Annotated in this window: 12 protein-coding genes and 1 riboswitch; of the genes, 6 read left to right on the forward strand and 6 right to left on the reverse strand. The window is 73.5% G+C overall.

Going from position 1 to position 17,172, the window contains the following annotated elements:
* Positions 1-3 precede the first annotated feature (3 nt).
* Positions 4-357: a hypothetical protein gene (locus ACZ7MF_RS03165; RefSeq protein WP_356855070.1), complete on the forward strand. Its 354-nt coding sequence runs from the start codon at positions 4-6 to the stop codon at positions 355-357.
* Here ACZ7MF_RS03165 and ACZ7MF_RS03170 read toward each other — a convergent pair.
* Together ACZ7MF_RS03170 and ACZ7MF_RS03175 are read right to left on the reverse strand one after the other, a co-directional pair.
* A complete protein-coding gene (locus ACZ7MF_RS03170) occupies positions 335-1,351 on the reverse strand; it encodes a tellurite resistance/C4-dicarboxylate transporter family protein (RefSeq protein ID WP_471474166.1) in 1,017 nt (338 codons plus the stop codon). The genes ACZ7MF_RS03165 and ACZ7MF_RS03170 overlap by 23 nt on opposite strands.
* A gap of 26 nt (positions 1,352-1,377) precedes the next feature.
* Complete coding sequence (locus ACZ7MF_RS03175; protein ID WP_471474167.1) at positions 1,378-2,571, reverse strand: C40 family peptidase; 1,194 nt, start codon at positions 2,569-2,571, stop codon at positions 1,378-1,380.
* A 6-nt stretch (positions 2,572-2,577) separates the two neighbouring features.
* A riboswitch (cyclic di-AMP (ydaO/yuaA leader) is annotated at positions 2,578-2,763 on the reverse strand.
* Positions 2,764-3,017: 254 nt separating this feature from the next.
* Between ACZ7MF_RS03175 and pcrA the strand changes: the two genes are divergently transcribed.
* Positions 3,018-5,540 (forward strand): DNA helicase PcrA, encoded by a 2,523-nt coding sequence (gene pcrA, locus ACZ7MF_RS03180; protein WP_471474169.1) that lies wholly within the window; start codon positions 3,018-3,020, stop codon positions 5,538-5,540.
* Positions 5,541-5,629: 89 nt separating this feature from the next.
* Here pcrA and ACZ7MF_RS03185 read toward each other — a convergent pair whose 3' ends face one another.
* Together ACZ7MF_RS03185 and ACZ7MF_RS03190 are read right to left on the reverse strand one after the other, a co-directional pair.
* Positions 5,630-7,222 (reverse strand): M23 family metallopeptidase, encoded by a 1,593-nt coding sequence (locus ACZ7MF_RS03185; RefSeq protein ID WP_471474170.1) that lies wholly within the window; start codon positions 7,220-7,222, stop codon positions 5,630-5,632.
* 196 nt (positions 7,223-7,418) lie between these two features.
* Positions 7,419-8,414 (reverse strand): esterase/lipase family protein, encoded by a 996-nt coding sequence (locus tag ACZ7MF_RS03190; RefSeq protein ID WP_471474171.1) that lies wholly within the window; start codon positions 8,412-8,414, stop codon positions 7,419-7,421.
* A 395-nt stretch (positions 8,415-8,809) separates the two neighbouring features.
* On the opposite strand from ACZ7MF_RS03190, the gene ACZ7MF_RS03195 reads away from it, so the two are divergent.
* The gene (locus ACZ7MF_RS03195) at positions 8,810-9,226 is read left to right on the forward strand and encodes a cobalamin B12-binding domain-containing protein (RefSeq protein ID WP_003974171.1); all 417 of its coding nucleotides are present in this window, start codon (positions 8,810-8,812) and stop codon (positions 9,224-9,226) included.
* Positions 9,227-9,254: 28 nt separating this feature from the next.
* Here the strand turns inward: ACZ7MF_RS03195 and ACZ7MF_RS03200 are convergent, their stop codons facing one another.
* Together ACZ7MF_RS03200 and ACZ7MF_RS03205 are read right to left on the reverse strand one after the other, a co-directional pair.
* A complete protein-coding gene (locus ACZ7MF_RS03200; protein ID WP_471474173.1) occupies positions 9,255-11,036 on the reverse strand; it encodes a DUF5691 domain-containing protein in 1,782 nt (593 codons plus the stop codon).
* A 35-nt stretch (positions 11,037-11,071) separates the two neighbouring features.
* On the reverse strand, positions 11,072-12,211 hold the full coding sequence (locus tag ACZ7MF_RS03205) for a hypothetical protein (protein WP_471474174.1): 1,140 nt from the start codon (positions 12,209-12,211) through the stop codon (positions 11,072-11,074).
* Between the two features lie 83 nt (positions 12,212-12,294).
* Here ACZ7MF_RS03205 and ACZ7MF_RS03210 point away from each other — a divergent pair, with 83 nt between their 5' ends.
* The 3 genes from ACZ7MF_RS03210 to ACZ7MF_RS03220 are packed head-to-tail and all read left to right on the forward strand — an operon-like array spanning position 12,295 to position 17,102.
* Positions 12,295-13,416 carry an ATP-binding protein gene (locus ACZ7MF_RS03210; protein WP_471474176.1) on the forward strand — a complete coding sequence of 374 codons (1,122 nt, stop codon included), beginning with the start codon at positions 12,295-12,297 and terminating at the stop codon, positions 13,414-13,416.
* A gap of 57 nt (positions 13,417-13,473) precedes the next feature.
* Complete coding sequence (locus tag ACZ7MF_RS03215) at positions 13,474-15,921, forward strand: DUF5682 family protein (RefSeq protein WP_471474177.1); 2,448 nt, start codon at positions 13,474-13,476, stop codon at positions 15,919-15,921.
* A complete protein-coding gene (locus tag ACZ7MF_RS03220; RefSeq protein WP_471474178.1) occupies positions 15,918-17,102 on the forward strand; it encodes a VWA domain-containing protein in 1,185 nt (394 codons plus the stop codon). Before ACZ7MF_RS03215 ends, ACZ7MF_RS03220 begins: the two co-directional genes overlap by 4 nt.
* Positions 17,103-17,172 lie beyond the last annotated feature (70 nt).

A 17,172-nucleotide genomic window follows, 5' to 3' on the forward strand; every position in this document is an offset into this window, starting at 1 on the left:
CTCATGGACGTACTCATCCACCTCTTCGTCGGCCTGCACATCATCGGTATCGCCTCGCTCCTCGGCGGCTTCCTCACCCAGATGAAGGCGATGGGCCAGGGCGCGGCCCGGTTCACCCCCGCGATGCTGCACGGCGCGCTGACGATGCTGGTCACCGGTGCCGTCCTGGTCGGCCTCAACCAGGCCCAGGACTACTCCGTGGACAACGTCAAGATCGGCGTGAAGCTCGCCGTACTGATCGTGATCCTGGGTCTGGTCTACGTGAAGCGCGACGACGAGAAGGTGGACAAGCCGCTGTTCGGCCTGGTGGGCGCGCTGACGGTGGTGAACGTCTTCATCGCGGTGCTGTGGACCTGACGGCCGCCCCCGAGCCCTCGCCCGCGGACCGCAGCCCGGCCCGGGCCCGGCCGACCGCCCCCGCCGCGACCGCCAGCCACCCGGCCACCGCGATCCACAGCAGCGCCCGGCCGGGCGCGTCCAGCCACGGGACGTCGACGACGACGGACACCGAAAGCGTCGCCGCCGCCGTCATGCCGAGCGGGAAGACGGTCGACCAGCGGCGCACGTCGTAGCGCGGGCGGGGCCAGGCGATCTCGGCGGCCAGGAGCACGGCGTACCAGGCGAGGTCGAGCGTGAGCAGGAGGACGGTCACGTCGTGCAGGACGGCCTGGTCGTCCGCGTTCCACAGGTACATGCCGGTCCCGGCCGCCGCGAGCAGCTTGGCACCCGCGAGCGCCGAGATGGCGAGCGCGCCGCCCGCCACCCAGTGGTCCCCGGCCCCCCGGGCCACCTGTCGCAGGTCGAAGCGGAACAGCGCGATCAGGTAGAGCACGATCCCCAGCCAGAACGGCACCAGCGCCGCGTGCGCCAGCCACGGCGTCGAGGTGGCCGCGGCCAGCGTGGCGGCGAGCACGGTGAGCCCCTCCGTGGCCACGCAGCCCAGGAACACCGCCCCGGGCATCCGCCGCCCCCAGTGCTGCACCACCAGGAACAGCAGCCACGGCCACAGCAGGGCCGCCAGCGCCAGCAGCACCGCCGCCAGGAGCGACCAGCCGAGCAGGGAGAAACGGGTGCCGAGCACGGTCGTCGCGGCGACGGCGGTGAGCGCCCCCGGCGTCCCCGCCCGCTGCACCCACTGCACCCGGTCGGCCAGCAGCAGGTAGACGAAGTTCGCCGCCAGTATCAGCCAGGCGCCGCAGGCCAGCACCAGGGCGATCCGGGACAGGACCTCGCGGCCCGTCAGATGCAGGGCGACCGACACGATGCCGGTCGCCATCACCGCGGCCCCGGCCGCCGGTGGACGCTGCGCCCACCAGGCGCGCAGCGCGGAGGGATGGGTGGCCGATGACATGCGCCCGATGCTAAATACCTCGCCGATCAGCCCGGGCGCACCACGCTGTAGATCGACGACTCGCCGTCGTAGAAGATCGATTCCTCGCGGACGTACGCGCCCGGCTTCGGGGCGTGGATCATCATGCCGTCGCCGATGTACAGGCCGACGTGGCTGATGTCGTCGTAGAAGAAGACCAGGTCACCGGGTTGCGCCTGGGAGACGGAGACGGTGGTGCCCGCGTTGACCTGGTCGTAGGTGACGCGCGGCAGCGTCACGCCGGCGGCCTTCCAGGCGGCCTGGGTGAGGCCCGAGCAGTCGTAGGAACCGGGGCCCGTGGCGCCCCAGACGTACGGCTTGCCGATCTGGGCGCGGGCGAAGGCGATCGCCTTCTCGGCCTTGGTGCCGGTCGAGGTGCCCGGCGTCGACGAGCCCGAGGAGTCCGACGAGCCGGTGCCGCCGGAGGTCCCCGAGGACCCGGAGCCGCTCTCCTGCCGGGCGGCCTCCTCCCGGCGCTTGCGCTCGGCCTCCTCCTGCGCCGCCTGCTGCTTCGCCAGCTCGGCGGCCTTGCGCTCGGCCTCCTCCTGCTTCTTCTTCTCGATCGCCGCCAGCCGGGCCTTCTCCTCGGCGGTCAGTTCCGAGAGCAGCTCCCGCGCGGTGGCCAGCTTCTTCTGGACGGTCGACTTGGCCGTCTTCAGATCGGTCTGCGAGTCGGTGAGCGTCTCGAGGCTCTCGGTGGCCTCCCGGCGCTTCTTCATCGTCTCGGACTGCTGCGTGACGTAGTCGTCGACGGCGGTCTTCTGCCGGCCGGTGAGCCGGTTCATCAGCTGGTTCTGGTCGAAGTAGTCCTGCGGCGAGTCCGCCAGCAGCAGCGTCGCGGTCTCCGGGACCGAGGCGCCCGTGCGGTACTGGGCGGAGGCGAAGGAACCCAGCTCCTCGCGCGCGTCGTTGAGCTTCTGGGTGCGCTGGGCGACGTCGTCGAGGAGGCCGTCGACCTTCTTGCGCTGCTTGGTGGTCTTCTCCTTGGCCGCGTTGTACTTCTCGGTCGCCGACCCGGCCTGGCGGTAGAGGTCGTCGACCTTCTTCTCGACCTCCTCCAGGGTCGGCCGGTCGTCCGACGGCGTGGCGTTCGCCGTCTGGGACAGCAGGGCGACGGAGGTGAGGGCCGCGGTGGCGAGGGCCGGGGTCCGTATGCCCGCGACGCGGGTACCGGTGGGACGCGACTTGCGGTGCGACGCCAAGGAGGCGACTCCTTCCAGTGCTCCGCCTACCGGGTTAGCTGTCGGGTTCGGGCGGTGGTTCGGAAGGGTTGCCCTACGGCGTGACCGTCCTCGCGTCTCGTCGAGGGCGGTGCGGCCGATTCACCCCAAGGTCTCGGTGGGTCCCCGGCTCCGGGTGCCGTGCGGGCACGTCGGACTCGGCGGAGGCCGCGCGGACCGGCGAGGTTCGCCGGAGGGGGTCGAGCGGCCTGCCCCGCACCGTAGCCAACTCGTGTGGCCGCTGTGAAGGTTGGTGGGTGATATGCCCGATACATTTTCGTGACCTTTCGTTCGGGTGGCTCCGGGGCGGCCGCGGGCGTCACTCTTCGTGGTTCCGCTGGTCGCAGGGTGTGCCCGCGCCGAGGGGCGGCGGGCATTTTCCGGGGTGGCACCGGGTTGTCGGTGGGGCGCCCTAGACTCGGAGAGCGATGAGCAGCCTCTTTGACGACAGCTTCCTGGCGAACCTCCAGACCCCCCGGGGTCACGAGGAGGAACCCCCGCCGCCGCCCGAGGACGAGCACGGACCGGAGCCGGTGCCGCACGATCTGTTCGGCGGGAAGTTCGACGCGCCCCCGGAGCGGGACACCCACTACCGGGACGGCGCCCCGCGCCCCGCCCTGGACGCCGCCGCGCTCCTGGAGGGGCTGAACGAGAACCAGCGCGCCGCCGTCGTCCACTCCGGCTCCCCGCTGCTCATCGTGGCCGGTGCCGGTTCCGGCAAGACCCGCGTGCTGACCCACCGCATCGCCCACCTGCTGGCCGAGCGGAGCGTCCACCCGGGCCAGATCCTCGCGATCACCTTCACCAACAAGGCCGCGGGCGAGATGAAGGAGCGCGTCGAGCAGCTCGTCGGCCCGCGCGCCAACGCGATGTGGGTGATGACCTTCCACAGCGCGTGCGTGCGTATCCTGCGCCGCGAGTCGAAGAGGCTCGGCTTCACCTCGTCGTTCTCGATCTACGACGCCGCCGACTCCAAGCGGCTCATGGCGCTGGTCTGCCGCGACCTGGACCTCGACCCCAAGCGCTTCCCGCCGAAGTCCTTCAGCGCGAAGATCAGCAACCTGAAGAACGAGCTGATCGACGAGGAGGACTTCGCCGCCCAGGCCGCTGGGGGCACCTCCCAGACGGAGTCTGGGGGAGGTTTCGAGAAGACGCTCGCGCAGGCCTACGCGATGTACCAGTCGCGGCTGCGCGAGGCCAACGCCCTCGACTTCGACGACCTGATCATGACCACGGTCAATCTGCTGCGCGCCTTCCCGGACGTCGCCGAGCACTACCGACGCCGCTTCCGGCACGTCCTGGTCGACGAGTACCAGGACACCAACCACGCCCAGTACGCGCTGGTGCGCGAGCTGGTCGGCGTGCCCTCGGAGCACCCCGTCGACGTGCCGCCCGAGGCCGAGGTGCCGCCCGCCGAGCTGTGCGTGGTGGGCGACGCCGACCAGTCGATCTACGCCTTCCGCGGCGCCACCATCCGCAACATCCTCCAGTTCGAGGAGGACTACCCGGACGCGACGACGATCCTGCTGGAGCAGAACTACCGCTCCACGCAGACCATCCTCAGCGCCGCCAACGCGGTCATCGAGCGCAACGAGTCCCGCCGCCCCAAGAACCTGTGGACCAACCAGGGCAGCGGCGCCCAGATCACCGGGTACGTCGCCGACACCGAGCACGACGAGGCGCAGTTCGTCGCCGACGAGATAGACCGCCTCACCGACGCGGGCGAGGCCAAGGCCGGCGACGTCGCGGTGTTCTACCGGACCAACGCCCAGTCCCGTGTCTTCGAAGAGGTCTTCATCCGCACCGGCCTGCCCTACAAGGTCGTCGGCGGTGTCCGCTTCTACGAGCGCAAGGAGGTCCGGGACGTCCTGGCCTACCTGCGGGTGCTGGCCAACCCGGAGGACTCGGTGCCGCTGCGCCGCATCCTCAACGTCCCCAAGCGCGGCATCGGCGACCGTGCGGAGGCGATGATCGACGCCCTCTCCCAGCGCGAGAAGATCAGCTTCCCGCAGGCGCTGAAGCGCGTCGACGAGGCGTACGGCATGGCCGCGCGCTCCGCGAACGCCGTCAAGCGGTTCAACACGCTCATGGAGGACCTCCGTACGATCGTCGAGTCCGGCGCAGGACCGGCGACCGTGTTGGAGGCGATCCTCGAACGCACCGGATACCTCGCCGAGTTGCAGGCCTCCACCGACCCGCAGGACGAGACCCGCATCGAGAACCTCCAGGAACTCGCCGCCGTCGCCCTGGAGTTCGAGCAGGAGCGGGCCGAGGGCGAGGAGACCGGGACGCTGGCCGACTTCCTGGAGAAGGTCGCGCTCGTCGCCGACTCGGACCAGATCCCGGACGAGGAGGACGGCGACGGCGTCGTCACCCTGATGACCCTGCACACCGCCAAGGGCCTGGAGTTCCCGGTCGTCTTCCTCACCGGCATGGAGGACGGCGTCTTCCCGCACATGCGCGCCCTCGGCCAGGCCAAGGAGCTGGAGGAGGAGCGGCGCCTCGCCTACGTCGGCATCACACGCGCGCGTGAGCGGCTCTACCTGACCCGGTCGACGCTGCGCAGCGCCTGGGGACAGCCGTCGTACAACCCGCCCTCCCGGTTCCTGGAGGAGATCCCGGCCCCGCACCTGGAGTGGAAGCGCACCGGGGCGAACGGTCCCGCGCCCTCCGCTCCGGTCTCGGGCGTGGCGGCCTCGCTGTCGTCGTCCCGGTCGCGGTCCCGGTCCTCGGCATCGGGCGCGTCCGGCTTCGCCACGGGCAGGTCGGCCGGCGCCGAGCAGCCGACGGTCTCGCTGGCGGTCGGCGACCGCGTCACGCACGACCAGTTCGGGCTCGGCACGGTGGTCGGCGTCAAGGGCACCGGGTCGAACGCCGAGGCGACGATCGACTTCGGGGACACCAAGCCGAAGCGGCTGCTGCTGCGGTACGCGCCGGTGGAGAAGCTCTAACGGCGCGGCATGGGGCGGCCCGGTGCGGGCGGCGGGCCCGGGCGTCGGCCCGGGTCCGGCCCGGCCCGGGCTGCTGAGACGTTACGGCGTCACGTCGGGCTGATGCCGTGGCTGCGCAGCCAGGGAAGCGGGTCGATCGACGAACCGCCCGCGGGGCGCACCTCGAAGTGCAGGTGCGGACCGGTCGAGTTGCCCGAGTTGCCGGAGAACGCGATCGCGTCGCCCGCCTTCACGGTCGTACCGGAGGGGACCTGGTAGCTGGAGAGGTGGCAGTACCACGTCTCCGTGCCGTCCTTCGCGGTCACGATCATCATGTTGCCGTACGCGCTGTTGTACTGCGTCCGCACGGTGCCGTCGGTCGCCGCCATCACCTTCGTCCCGTACGACACGGGGAAGTCGATGCCGGTGTGGACGGACATCCAGTTGATGCCGGCCTGCCCGTAGTACGCGCTGAGGCCGTGCTGTGCCACCGGGAGCGCGAACTTGGGGCGCAGCCGCTCCTTGCGGGCCGCCTCCTCCGCCGCCTGCCTCTTCTCGGCGGCCTGCTGGGCCTTGAGGTCGATGCGCTCCTGCGTCCGGCTGGCCCGGTCGGCGAAGTCGTCGGCCCCGGCGGCCAGGCTGGTGAGCTGGGTGTCCAGCTTGTTGTTGGCGGCGGACGGTTTCACCGGCGCGGCCTTGGCGTTGCCCGGGTCCGGCGCGGACGCCGCGCTCTCCGTGCCCTCGTCGCCGGTCAGGCTGCCGACGGAGGCGGCCGCGATACCGGCGACACTCATCACGCAGGCCGACGGCACGGCGATGGTCAGCAGTGCGGAGCGCTTGGCGGGCTGGCGGCGACGGGAGCGCGCCCCGGCGCGGGAGCCGGTGCGGGCGGCCGGGATCCGCGCGGCCGGCGTGACCTCTTCCTGGTCGTCCAGCAGGGCGGTCACGGCGGGGAGTTCGCCGGTGGCGGCCAACTGGCCGTCGTACGGGGCGGGTTCGGCGTCGAGGTCGACGGGCGCCTCGTCGTCCGGTGCGGGGTGCCCGGCCGGGCGGGCCGGGTCCTCGATCGCGCCGGGGGCCGCGGGGTCCGCGTTCCACTGCGTGGCGTCGTAGGCGCCGGTGTCCACGGGGCCGCCCGCGAACGCGCCGGTGTGGAAGGTGCCGGTCGCGAAGGTGCTCGTCTCGTGGGCGCCGGTGTCGAAGGTCTGCGTGCCCCAGCCCCACTGCTGGGTCGCGTCGACCGGAGCGCCGGACTGGTCCGGGTGGCTCCAGGCGCCGGTGTCCCACTGTCCGGTGGCCTCGGCGCCCGCGCCGTGCGGCGGTACGGCCTCGTGCTGCTGGTATCCGGACGTCCACGCCGTCGTGTCGTAGGCGCCGGTGTCGTAGGCGGCGTGGTGCTGGGCCGCGTACGCGTCGTACTGCGGGGCCTGCTCGCCGCCGGTGGACCACTGGGTGGCGTCGTACGAACCCGTCGCCTCGTGGGTGCCGGTGTAGTGGCCCGGCATGCTGCCGAAGAGGGGGTCCGCGTCGAAGGCCGAGGTGTCGGCGGTGCCGGTGGAAAAACCGGTGGAGGTGTAGCCGCCGAACGTGGTGAGGTCGCCGTACTGGGCCTCCCCCGTGCCGTACGACGCGTACTGCGCCGAAGCGGCGTCGGAAGCCGGAGCCGGGGTGGTCCTTGTCCCCGACGGGTGACGGTCGTTCACCAACTTCTCTTTCGCCTCGACAACAGGGGCTGCCAGAGCAGTGCGGCGACTGTACCCGGCGGTATACGGGCACGACAATCTTCGTCAGGTTTCGCGAGCGAAGGAAACGGGCAATCGGCCGTGTTTTGGGGGACGGCGGGCACGAGTTTGGCTTTGTGTTCGAGAATTGTTCGAGTCCGAACGGGTTGCTTCGTTCTCAGGCGACGGTCAGCCCGCCGGAGCGTTTGCCCGGTTCCACGTCCGTTTGCCCGGCTGTCTCCGGTCCGGCGGTGTCGAGTGCCTGCCGAATCCCCGTGGCGACGGCGGGGTGCACGGGCAGGGCGAGGTGGCCGATGCCGCTCACCCGTACGTTCTGCACGCTCAGGTCGGGGTGGTCGAGGCAGGCCGTCTCCAGCGGGTCCATCACGCGGTCCAGATCGCTCCAGAAGCTGACGAACCGGGTGCTGCAGCCGGGCGCCGGGCGGGCCAGCTCCTCGATCACGGCCGATCCGGGGCGCATCTGGCGCACGATCGGGTGCGCGTTCGCCAGCGGGACCACCGTGGTGCCGGTGTGCGGGGTACCGAGCGTCACCAGCGTGCGCACGCGGAGGTCTCCGCCGAGGCGCTGCACGTAGTAGCGCGCGATCAGCCCGCCCAGGCTGTGCCCGACGACGTCGACCTGCTCGCTGCCCGTCCGCTCGCAGATCTCCTCGATGTGCCGTCCGAGCAGCTCGGCCGCGGTACGGATGTCGCAGGTCAGGGGGGAGTAGTTCAGCGACTCGATCTCGTGCCTGCCGTGCTGGGCCAGGCTGCGGCGCAGCAGCAGGAAGACCGAGCGGTTGTCGATGAAGCCGTGCAGCAGCACGACCGGGGGGCTGGCCGGGGCCGGGAGCCTCGGGGGCGGAGGCGACGGCTGCGGGTCCTGGGCGCTCGTCGGGCGCAGGGCCTGGACCGGGTGGCGCTCCTGGATGATCCCCGAGGGGTAGAGGAGGAGGTGCCCGGCGAGGATCGCGGCCTCCAGGGCGCTGGCCTTGAGCAGGGTCAGGGAGAGGCCGGTCAGCCGGCCCGGGAGGCTTGCCAGCTCCGGCAGTCCGGGGACCGCGGGGAGTCCTGGAAGGCTGGGGAGCCCTTGCAGACCGGGGAGTCCCGGGAGTCCGGGCAGGAGACGCTGGAAGAGCGGGAGAAGGGGCAGTGCTGCCGTGGTGACCTTCATGGGCCGACCTCCTGTCGGCACGCGCAGGGACGCCTCTGTCCCCCGTGTGCCCTCGTGGAGCGCCGTGACACCAGTGACTGGTGCTGTTTGCGAGGTTTATGCCTACCCGTGTTTCGGCATGCCGTATCAGAGACCGGTGGGTCTGATGAGGTCTGTGCGGCTCACGGCTCCCCGTGCGCGTGTTGCCGCCGGGCCCTGGAGCGGTGCCCGGCGGACGTGTCCCACCGTGTGATTTCCCCCTCTGTATCCACCGCGAAACTGCCGGTTGCGGGATGCTGGCGATAACGTTCGTTCACTTCCCCCGGACGCTGTGGTGCGGGGATCCGCGCCGCGAGGACGTGAAGTGTGCGGTACTTGTCGGTACGGATGGATGTAGTCGCTTCATGGAGGCAGTGATGGGTGTGGCAGCCGGTCCGATCCGCGTGGTGGTGGCCAAGCCGGGGCTCGACGGCCACGATCGCGGGGCCAAGGTGATCGCGCGGGCCCTGCGCGACGCCGGTATGGAGGTGATCTACACCGGGCTCCACCAGACGCCCGAGCAGATCGTCGACACCGCGATCCAGGAGGACGCCGACGCGATCGGGCTGTCCATCCTCTCCGGTGCGCACAACACGCTCTTCGCCGCCGTGATCGAGCTGCTCCGGGAACGGGACGCCGCGGACATCCTGGTCTTCGGCGGCGGGATCATCCCCGAGGCGGACATCGCCCCGCTGAAGGAGAAGGGCGTCGCGGAGATCTTCACGCCCGGCGCCACCACGGCGTCCATCGTGGACTGGGTCCGGGCGAACGTGCGGGAGCCCGCGGGAGCGTAGGCCCGGTGGTGGTTCACGGGGTGGTGGCTCATGACCCCGCCCCGAGTTCCCCGGCCATCGCCGCCCGCAGGCGCAACGTGGTGACGAGCCGCTGGAACGCCTCCGCCCAGTACCCGCCGGCCCCCGGCGACGCGTCCTCCGGCTCGTCCGGTATCGCCAGCAGGCCGTCGAGCCGGCCCGCCTCCGAGGGGTCGAGGCAGCGTTCGGCCAGGCCCATGACGCCGCTGAAGCTCCACGGGTAGCTCCCGGCGTCCCGGGCGATGTTGAGCGCGTCGACCACCGCCCGGCCGAGCGGGGTGGCCCACGGCACCCCGCACATGCCGAGCAGCTGGAACGCCTCGGACAGCCCGTGCGTCGCGATGAACCCGGCGACCCACTCGGCGCGTTCACCGGCGCTCAGCGTGCCGAGCAGTTTGGCCCGCTCGGCCAGGGAGACCGCACCCGGACCGCCCGCTTCCGGCGCCGTGGGCGCGCCGAGCAGCGCCCTCGCCCACCCGCCGTCGCGCTGCCGTACGGCCGCACGGCACCAGGCCGCGTGCAGCTCGCTCTGCCAGCCGTCGGACACTGGCAGGGCGACGATCTCCTCGGCCGTGCGTCCCGCCAGCCGGGTCGGCCAGGTGGCCAGCGGGGCCGCCTCCACCAACTGGCCGAACCACCACGACCGTTCCCCCCGCCCGGCCGGCGGCTTGGCCACCACGCCGTCCCGCTCCATGGCCGCGTCGCACTCGTGCGGCGCCTCGACGGCGATCGCCGGCGGGGTGAGGGTGCGGTCGAGGGACACGCACGTCGCGGCCCGCGCCGCCATCCGCGCGGCCAGCGCGGAGTGCGGCAGCGCCGACAGCAACTCCGCAGCCGTGGCCCGTACGTTGCGGCTGCGGTCGGCCAGCGCCTGCTCCAGGAAGGGCTCGTCCGCCGCCTCCAGCCCCGTCCGCAGCGAGTCGAGGAACATCAGCCGGTTCTCGGCCCGCTCGGTCGCCCAGGTCGACGCCAGCAGCTCGCGCGCACCGGCCGGGTCACGGGCGCGCAGGGACGCCAGGAGGGTGACCCGTTCGGCGAACAGGCCCTCGTCCCAGAGCCTGCGCACCCGCTCCGTGGCATCGGAACCCGGGAGTGCGGTCCCTCCGCCGGGCGTCGCGCGCAGGGCGAACCGCCAGTCCGGATTCAGCCGGGCCAGCCACAGGGCCCGGGGCCCCGCGAACGTCAGCGCCGCCGGCCGCAGGTCCGTACGGCCCCGGGCCGCGTCCAGCAGCGCCGGAAGCGCCTGGGGCGGCGCCGCGAAACCGCGGGCGTTCGCCGTCGCCAGCCACTGGGGCAGCAGCTCCATCAGATCGGGCGCGCTGCCTCTGCGGCCGCCGCCCGCCGTGCCGGGGCGGTCGGCCAGCAGCGTCGTGAGCCGACGGGCGGCGGCGGCCGGCAACGGCGGGCGGGGGTCCTCGGGTGCGGGCTCCGGGCGCCGGGCCGCACGGGCCGGTCGCAGTCCGGCGCGGCGGCGGACGGTCTCCGCGGCCGCCGCGTCGAGCAACGCGGCCGCGGCACCCGGCCCGCGCTCGCCACCCGGCGGCGTACGCCGGTCCGTACCCAGCAGGGCCGAGGTGACCAGCTGCTCCCACACACCGGGCCCGGGGGCGGGGCCGAGGTCGGTGGTGGCGGTCGAAGGGGCGGCGGTCTCGGGAACGGCGTTGGTGTCTGCCCCGGGCGCGGGCTCGGCGTCGGCCCGGGGGGCTGTGTCCGTCCCGGGTGTTGTGGGGTGCGTCGGCGGGGTGGCCCGCGCCGGTGCGGACGTGTCCGTGGGGGCGGGCGTCCTGGTCATGTCGTTCGCCTCCGATTCGAAAGGCCTGGGACGGGTCAGCACAGCGGCACCGCGGGGCCCGGTCCGGCCGGCCAGGCCGTCAGCGGCGTGAAGCCCCGGTGGCCGCACGCGCCGAAGACCGTGACGGGCGCACCGCCCGCCAGCGCGACCAGCCGCCACCACCCCGGCTGGTTCCCGGTGGCCCCGGCGAGCGGCAGTGCCGTGTCCCCGTCGGCGTCCGCCAGTTGCCAGCCGTCGCCGTCCGGTACGGGCACCACCCGCTCCAGGGAGACCGGCACCGAGTCCAGCCACGGGTCGTCGCGGAGGGCCTCGCCGTACCGGACGGCCGCCTGCGAGGTCGTCACCCCCGTCGGGCGTATCCGCGCGGGCTCGGGCGGTGCGAACCGGCGGCCGAGGGCCGCTCGTTGCCGCCCCGCATCCGGATACCAGGAGATCTCGGCGTCCAGCACCGTCCCCACCGGCAGCGTCAGCTCGGGCGCCCGGCCCGCGGCGCCGTAGGAGAGGAGCAGCGCCGTGCGGTCCGACTCCGCGCCGTACAACCAGACGCGACGGGTCGTCAGCCGGGCGTCCGCGGTGTCGTACTGGGCGAGGACCAGCCAGTGGTCCCGCACCGCGGGGCCCTCCGCGGACGTGGGCAGGCCCACGCGTGAACGGACCGTCGCCGCCAGGCCGTCCGGCAGCCGCCCGCGGCCCAGCCAGCCCCGGTCGAGCAGGTGGAGCAGGGCGCACTCCTCGAGCAGCCGCACCGGCCAGCCCGGGCCCGACGACGGTATGGCGCCCAGCTCCCGCACGCGCGAGGCCAGCCCCGGCGCCTGGGCGTCGACCATGCGGGCCGCGGTCTCCTCCCACAGCCCGTACCCCGCCCGTTCGGCGCCGGCCAGGCCGGTGCGCAGGAGGTCCGCGAGCCGCTGCTCCAGCTCCGTCGCGCCCGCGGTGACCCGCTCGGCCCGCCGCTCCGCCCGGCGCCGCGCCGCCTCGGGATCGGACGTGGCCGTGGGGGCGGACGGACCCGCGGTCCCCTCCTCCGCGGGCCCGCTCTCGCCCTCCCCGCCCGGCCTTCGCACTGCTGTCCCCACGCCGCCCCCTCGTCGCAGCTCCCCACCCCGGCGCACCCCGTGCCGAGTCATGTCATCGAAGGTAGATCCCCCCACTGACAATGACCTGTCCGAGGCCATTTCCGCAGGTCAGAGCGATTGTCAGTGGCGTGGTGCACCGTGGATGGCAGATCGGACCGGTCTAGCTGGAGGGGGAATCGGCCATGCCTGCATTCGTTGAACGGACGTCCGGGGCCGAAGTGCCGCGGCAGGTGTTGCGGCCGCACGCCGAGCACGCGTTCGCGGCCGAACTGGCCTCGCTGGCCCGGCAGGACGACCGTCCGCGTCCGGCCCGCTGGAAGCTGTCGCCGTGGGCCGTCGCCACCTACCTGCTCGGCGGCACCCTGCCCGACGGCACGGTGATCACCCCGAAGTACGTGGGCCCGCGCCGAGCCGTCGAGGTCGCCGTCACCACGCTCGCCACCGACCGCGCCCTGCTCCTGCTCGGCGTGCCCGGCACCGCGAAGACCTGGGTGTCCGAGCATCTCGCCGCGGCCGTCAGCGGCGACTCGACCCTGCTGGTGCAGGGCACGGCCGGCACCCCGGAGGAAGCGATCCGCTACGGCTGGAACTACGCGCGGCTCCTCGCCCACGGCCCCAGCCGGGACGCCCTCGTGCCCAGCCCGGTCATGCGGGCGATGACGGAGGGCGCGACCGTCCGGGTCGAGGAGCTGACCCGCATCCCGGCCGACGTGCAGGACTCCCTGATCACGCTCCTGTCGGAGAAGACCCTGCCGATACCGGAGCTCGGCGAGGAGGTGCAGGCGGTGCGCGGCTTCAACCTGATCGCCACCGCCAACGACCGCGACCGCGGGGTCAACGACCTGTCCAGCGCCCTGCGCCGCCGCTTCAACACCGTCGTACTGCCGCTGCCGGAGAGCGCCGAGGCCGAGGTCGACATCGTCACGCGCCGCGTCGACCAGATCGGCCGCTCCCTCGACCTGCCGTCGGCGCCCGACGGCTCCGACGAGATCCGCCGCGTGGTCACCGTCTTCCGCGAGCTGCGCGACGGGCTGACGAGCGACGGCCGTACGAAGGTCAAGTCGCCCAGCGGCACGCTGTCCACGGCCGAGGCCATCTCCGTCGTCACCGGAGGTCTCGCGCTGTCCGCCCACTTCGGCGACGGGGTGCTGCGGCCCGGCGACGTGGCCGCCGGCGTCCTCGGCGCGGTCGTCCGCGACCCGGGCACCGACCGCGTCGTCTGGCAGGAGTACCTCGAGACGGTCGTGCGCGAGCGCGAGGGCTGGCAGGACTTCTACCGGGCCTGCCGGGAGGTGACCGCGTGAACGGCACCACGGGTGGCGACGGGGACTCGAGTGGGCCCCGCAGGCGAGGGGGACGGTGTGACGGGCGCTGACCGGGTGGGGAGCGGCGGGCCCGGTGGGCCGGGCGGCGCCGGGGAGCCCGGCGGCCGGCCGCTGCTGCTCGGGGTACGCCACCACGGGCCGGGGTCGGCCCGGGCGGTGCGGGCCGCGCTGGAGGCGACCCGGCCAGGGGTCGTGCTGATCGAAGGGCCGCCGGAGGCCGACGCCCTGATCCCGCTGGCCGCCCACGAGGACATGCGGCCGCCGGTCGCGCTCCTCGCCCACGCCGTGGACGAGCCGGGCCGCTCGGCGTTCTGGCCGCTGGCCGAGTTCTCCCCGGAATGGGTCGCCGTCCGCTGGGCCCTGGAGCACGACGTCCCGGCCCGCTTCATCGACCTCGCCGCCACGCACACGCTGGCGTGGCGGGCGGCGGACGGCCCCGCGGACGTCGGTGCGGACGGCCGCACGGACGACCAGGACCGGGCCGGCCGGCCCGGTACCGCACCCGCCGATGTCCGCGGCGATCCGCTCGCCGCCCTCGCCGCGGCCGCCGGGCACGACGACCCCGAGCGCTGGTGGGAGGACGTGATCGAGCACCGGGGCCGGAAAGCGGGGGACGCGCTCGCACCGTTCACGGCGCTGGAGGAGGCGATGACGGCGCTGCGCGAGACAGAGGAGGACGGTGAGTCGGACGACGAGGGGGACCGGGAATGGGGTCGTGGTGACGTACGGGACCTCGTGCGGGAGGCCCACATGCGGCTCCAGGTGCGGGCGGCGCGACGGGAGTTCGCCGAGGGCGTTGCCGTGGTCTGCGGGGCGTGGCACGTGCCCGCGCTGCGACGCAAGGCCTCCGTCGCCGCCGACCGGGCCCTGCTGAAGGGGCTGCCCAGGACCAAGGTGGACATGACCTGGGTGCCCTGGACCCATCGCAGACTGTCCCGGGCGGGCGGGTACGGGGCGGGGATCGAGTCACCCGGCTGGTACGGGCATCTGTTCGCCGCGGTCGACCGGCCCGTCGAGCGCTGGCTGACCAAGGTGGCCGGTCTGCTGCGGGAGGAGGACAGGATCGTCTCCCCGGCGCACGTCATCGAGGCGACGCGGCTGGCCGAGACGCTCGCGGTGCTCCGCGGACGCCCGCTGCCCGGGCTGACCGAGACGACGGACGCGGTGCGGGCGGTGATGTGCGACGGCTCGGACGTGCCACTGGCGCTGGTCCACGACCGCCTGGTGGTCGGGGACGTGCTGGGGGAGGTGCCGGCGGAGGCGCCCGCGGTGCCGCTGCAGCGGGACCTCGCCCGCGCCCAGCGGCGGCTGCGGCTGCGGCCCGAGGCGCCGGAGCGCGAGCTGGAGCTGGACCTGCGCAAGGAGACCGACGCCGGGCGCAGCAGACTGCTGCACCGGCTGCGGCTGCTCGGTGTCGGCTGGGGCGAGCCGGTCGCGTCGCGCAGCACGGGCACGTTCCGGGAGACCTGGCGGCTGCGGTGGGAGCCGGAGCTGTCGGTGCGGGTGGCCGAGGCCGGGGTGTGGGGCACGACCGTGCTGTCCGCCGCGACCGCCAGGGCCGAGGCGGACGCCGTCACCGCGCGGGACCTCGCCGAGGTCACCGCGCTCGCCGAACGCTGCCTGCTGGCCGAACTGCCGGACGCGCTCGCGCCGGTGATGCGGATACTCGCCGACCGGGCCGCGCTCGACACGGACGTCGGCCACCTCGCCCAGGCCCTGCCCGCCCTCGTCCGCTCGTTGCGCTACGGCGACGTGCGCGGTACGGACACCGGCGCTCTGGCGGAGGTGGCCGCGGGGCTCGCCGAGCGCGTCTTCGTCGGCCTGCCCGCGGCCTGTGCCGCGCTGGACGCCGACGCGGCCGAGGAGATGCGCGGCCACGTGGACGCCGTGCACACGGCCGTGGGTCTGCTCGGTGACGCCCCCGCGCCGGGCCGCGGCGACCTGCGCTCCCGCTGGCGAGCCGTGCTGGAGACCCTGTCCGCCCGGGACACGGTGCCCGGCGTGGTCCGCGGGCGTGCCGTCCGGCTCCTGCTGGACGACGGCGAGCTGGCACCGGACCAGGCGGCGCGGCTCATGGGCCTGGTGCTGTCCCCGGGGACGCCACCGGCGGACGCGGCGGCCTGGATCGAGGGCTTCGTCGGCGGCGGCTCGGGCGGCGGCATGCTCCTCCTGCACGACGAGCGGCTGCTGGCCCTGGTCGACGCCTGGCTGACCGGCGTGCCCGCGGACGCGTTCACGGACGTACTGCCCTTGCTGCGCCGTACCTTCTCCGCCTACGAGCCGGGAGTGCGCCGCAGCCTCGGCGAGCTGGTCAGGCGCGGACCGGAGGCGCGGGGGAGTGTGACGACGGCCGGTTCCGGCATACCGGGCTTCGCCGCGGGCCTCGACACCGCGCGGGCCGACGCGGTGCTGCCGGTGGTCCGGCTGCTGCTGGGCCGGCACCCGGCGCCGGACGACAACGACCTGGTGGGGGCGGACACATGACCGGAAGCATGACGGCGAGCGAGCCGGTGGACGCCGACGCGGCACGGGAGCGGCTGCGGCGGTGGCGCCTCGTACTCGGCGGTGACCCGGCCGACGGCACCGGCCACGTGCTCTCCGGACGGGACGCCGCCATGGACGGAGCACTCACCGCGCTGTACGGAAGAGGGGGCGCCCCGCGGGCGGGCCGCGACCGTGCGGCGGGACTCGGGGCCTCCGCACCTTCGGTGGCGCGCTGGCTGGGAGACATCCGGACCTACTTCCCGTCCTCCGTGGTCCAGGTGATGCAGCGGGACGCGATCGACCGGCTCGGACTCGCCACGCTTCTGCTGGAGCCGGAGATGCTCGAGGCCGTGGAGGCCGACGTACACCTCGTCGGCACCCTGCTGTCCCTGAACAAGGCGATGCCGGACACGACGAAGGAGACGGCACGGGCCGTCGTGCGCAAGGTCGTCGAGGACCTGGAGAAGCGCCTCGTCACCCGCACCCGTGCCACCCTGTCCGGCGCCCTGGACCGCAGCGCCCGCACCGGCCGGCCCCGCCCCCACGACATCGACTGGAACCGCACGATCGGGGCCAACCTCAAGCACTACCTGCCGGAGCACCGCACGGTCGTGCCGGAGCGGCTCGTCGGCTACGGGCGGGCGTCCCGTTCGGTGCAGAAGGAGATCGTCCTGTGCGTCGACCAGTCCGGGTCGATGGCGGCTTCCCTCGTGTACGCCTCCGTGTTCGGTGCGGTGCTGGCGTCCATGCGCTCGATCGACACCCGGCTGGTCGTCTTCGACACGGCGGTCGCCGACCTCACCGACCAGCTCGACGACCCGGTCGACGTGCTCTTCGGCACGCGACTCGGCGGCGGTACGGACATCAACCGCGCGCTGGCGTACTGCCAGTCGCGGATCACCCGGCCCGCGGACACGGTGGTCGTGCTGATCAGCGACCTGTACGAGGGCGGCATACGCGACGAGATGCTCAAGCGGGTCGCGGCGATGCAGGCGGCGGGGGTGCGGTTCGTGACCCTGCTGGCCCTGTCCGACGAGGGCACACCCGCCTACGACCGGGAACACGCGGCGGCCCTCGCGGCGCTCGGCGCCCCGGCCTTCGCCTGCACGCCCGGTCTCTTCCCGGAGGTGATGGCGGCGGCGATCGAGGGGCGACCGCTGCCGATACCGGATGCCGGGTGACGATTTGTCGATCCGAGGTGACCCGATTCCCGCGTACAAAACGGATATGACGGGCCGTTGGAGGGACCGG

Source organism: Streptomyces sp. NPDC111628 (assembly GCF_055635195.1).